The organism is Bartonella queenslandensis AUST/NH15 (genome assembly GCF_000312585.1).
Classification (GTDB): domain Bacteria; phylum Pseudomonadota; class Alphaproteobacteria; order Rhizobiales; family Rhizobiaceae; genus Bartonella; species Bartonella queenslandensis_A.
Genome location: NZ_HE998003.1, coordinates 26,691 through 29,789, shown reverse-complemented (window position 1 = coordinate 29,789; position 3,099 = coordinate 26,691). Strand labels below are relative to the sequence as shown.

3 protein-coding genes are annotated in these 3,099 nt (G+C 38.8%); 1 reads left to right on the top strand and 2 read right to left on the bottom strand.

Going from position 1 to position 3,099, the window contains the following annotated elements; all coding sequences use genetic code 11:
• Positions 1–222: 222 nt before the first annotated feature.
• Positions 223–1,128: a LysR family transcriptional regulator gene (locus tag BN338_RS05295; protein ID WP_039759773.1), complete on the bottom strand. Its 906-nt coding sequence runs from the start codon at positions 1,126–1,128 to the stop codon at positions 223–225.
• A 39-nt stretch (positions 1,129–1,167) separates the two neighbouring features.
• Positions 1,168–2,130, bottom strand: a complete 963-nt coding sequence (gene trxB, locus BN338_RS05290) for a thioredoxin-disulfide reductase (protein WP_039759772.1) — start codon at positions 2,128–2,130, stop codon at positions 1,168–1,170.
• Positions 2,131–2,441: 311 nt separating this feature from the next.
• Here trxB and BN338_RS05285 point away from each other — a divergent pair.
• Positions 2,442–3,099, top strand: a 658-nt coding sequence (locus tag BN338_RS05285) for a potassium transporter TrkG (RefSeq protein ID WP_039759770.1), incomplete at its 3' end; no start/stop codon positions are given.

The window sequence follows — 3,099 nt, the reverse complement described above, 5'->3', positions numbered from 1 at the left end:
TATAAACAGGTTCGGAATAAAAGTATCTTACGATACTCAAGCTTATCATTCAGTATGAATAAGGATGGATTATCATTATAAATCAATAAATTGTACACTTATAATGTCATACAATGAATGATTTTAATTGATTCAATATGGGAAAATTTAAAACGAAAGAATATTATGAAAATCTTAAGGAGCAAAACGCTTAATTATCCCTTATAAATTAAGGCATGAATATTAAAAAGACCACTGACGCGCTTTTAAGAAAATATAATCTCGAAAAGCATTCAACCTTGCCAAATTCTTTAAATTATAAGGATAACAAAAAAAAGTATCAAAAGAAGGGATATCAACCATATCAGGAAAAAGACGTACCAAGTGCTCATTATTATTGACAATATAATCAGGCAGCACAGCAATCCCAAGATCACGCATAAGCGCATTCTTTATTGAAATAATACTGTTGATTTGTAGAACTGAAATGCGCAATGATCCATCACTTCTACCAGCTTTTTCCAACCAATTTAAACCCGACAAATAAGGGGGAACAGGTTCACCGAACGAAATAATACGATGTTCATCGAGATCAGACAATTTTTCAGGTTTTCCGTAATTGGCAATATACTTCTCCGAAGCATAAACATGCATATGAATTGTAAATAATTTTCTTTGTATAAGATCAGGTTGTTGGGGTTGATGTAAGCGAACAGCACAGTCTGCATGACACATTGTCAAATCAAGTTCTTCATCGGAAAGCAAAAGCTGAACCTGCATATCTGGATAAAGACTAAGAAATTCTGGCATACGCTCTGCAATCCACCCTGCCCCCATTCCAAAGGTCGAAGTTACACGCAAATGCCCTGTTGGTTTTGTATAGCTTTCACTCAATTGCAAACGTACACTTTCAAGCTTCATCAAAACATCATGGGCTGTACGATAAAGAGTTTCTCCCTGTTTTGTAAGAATCAAACCACGCGCATGACGCTGGAATAAAGATACTCCAACCTCTTGTTCTAAAGCCGATACCTGTCGTGAAACTGCTGATTGGGATAAATGAAGCTTTTGAGCAGCGTGCGTAAAAGATCCCGCTTCTGCTGCAGCGTGAAAAACCCTTAACTTGTCCCAATCCAACGGTGGCGCCACAATTAATCCTACCTCTAGATTCTCTATGTTCTCGATGAATTATGAACGCTTAGTAGATATATCTAAAAAACGTTCTGCTTCCAATGCTGCCATACATCCCCTTCCCGCTGCTGTTACAGCTTGGCGAAATGTTTCATCGGTTACATCCCCTGCCGCAAAAACACCAGTAATGCTTGTTGCTGTTGAATCCGGTGCTGTCCATAAATAGCCGCTTTGCTTTTGTTTCAGCTGTCCTTCAAATAGAGAAACAGCAGGATCATGCCCAACGGCAATAAATATTCCCTCTGCCTCCACTTTCATCTCATCACCCGTTTTAACATTTTTCAAACGTGCTCCTGTTACAATAGCACCCCTTGCCCCCTGAGCTGGAAGCCCCATAATTTCTTCAACCACATGATTCCAAAGAACACGTACATTATTACAAGCAAGCAATCTATCTTGCAAAATTTTCTCTGCCCGAAATTGTTCTCGCCGATGAACCACGCTTACACTTTTTGCTATATGCGATAAATAAAGGGCTTCTTCAAGGGCTGTATTCCCCCCTCCTACAACAATAACATCCTTGTCCCGATAAAAAAAGCCATCACATGTAGCGCAAGCAGAAACACCACCGCCCATAAAGGTCTGCTCACTTTCTAAACCAAGCCAGCGCGCTTGGGCCCCTGTTGCAATAATCAGTGCATCACAAGAATATTGTGTTCCTGAATCCCCATATAAGACAAAAGGATACTTCAATAAATCTGCCTTTATAATTGTATCATAGACAATTTTTGCCCCCATATTTTCAGCTTGTTTTGCCATTTGTTCCATTAACCATGGTCCCTGAATGGGCGCAGCAAAACCTGGATAGTTTTCAACATCCGTTGTAATTGTCAATTGTCCCCCCTGCTGCAAGCCTGTCACTAAAACCGGCTGGAGCATTGCTCTTGCCGCATAAATCGCCGCTGTATAACCAGCCGGACCTGAGCCAATAATCAGCAAACGAATATGCGATTGTACCATTCAATCCCCTTCACTTTTTACAACTTAATTATTCTAATAAATTATAATGGAATGCAGTCTTTTAAAAAAATATTTTTCAATAGTCTCAATTATGTTATATATACTTCTTTTTCAGTTTTTTGAAAAGGTCTGATTACCAATTCATCAAAGCATGTTCATGTTAGGAATTAATCTTTATCCTATAAAGAAAAAAACGTAATTTCTTATGAGCACAAAACTATAATAAAAAAGAGATAAAAAGATAGGGAACGATCATTTTTCAGTTTATTATCAATGTCTGTGCACGTTTTGCGTTAATCATGGGAGGAGCGATGCTTTTGCCAATTTTTGTGGATTTGCACGACAATAACCATAATTGGATAATCTTTCTCTATTCTTGTGCCATAACCACCATGTTAACCACGCTGCTTCTTTTGGCAACGAAAGGAGCTACTTGTCGTTTTTCAGCACGGCTTGGCTTTATGCTCACTGTTTGTCTTTGGCTTACAGGAAGCATCGTAGGTGCCTTACCTCTTTATCTTTCCCCTCTTCCCATTTCTCTAGCAGGAGCCATTTTTGAATCTGTTTCTGGCATTACAACAACAGGTTCCACTGTCCTTTCTGGTCTTGATAATTTATCGCGAAGTATTTTGTTATGGCGTTCTATTATATGCTGGATTGGAGGCATTGGTTTTATCGGTTTAGCTCTCTTGCTTTTGCCTTCACTGCGTGTGGGGGGCGTACGACTTTTTCATATGGAATCATCTGATAAATCTGAAAAAATATTGCCTCGCATCAACCAAATTGCTAACGGAATTATTATCGCTTACGTTGGACTTACATTGGCTTGTATGCTTTCCTATTTTGCTGCGGGCATGAGTTTATTTGATGCCATTAATCATGCAATGAGTACAGTAGCAACGGCTGGTTTTTCAACGCATGATGCTTCTTTTGGCTATTTTGCTGATACACCAGCCATTTTAATTATTT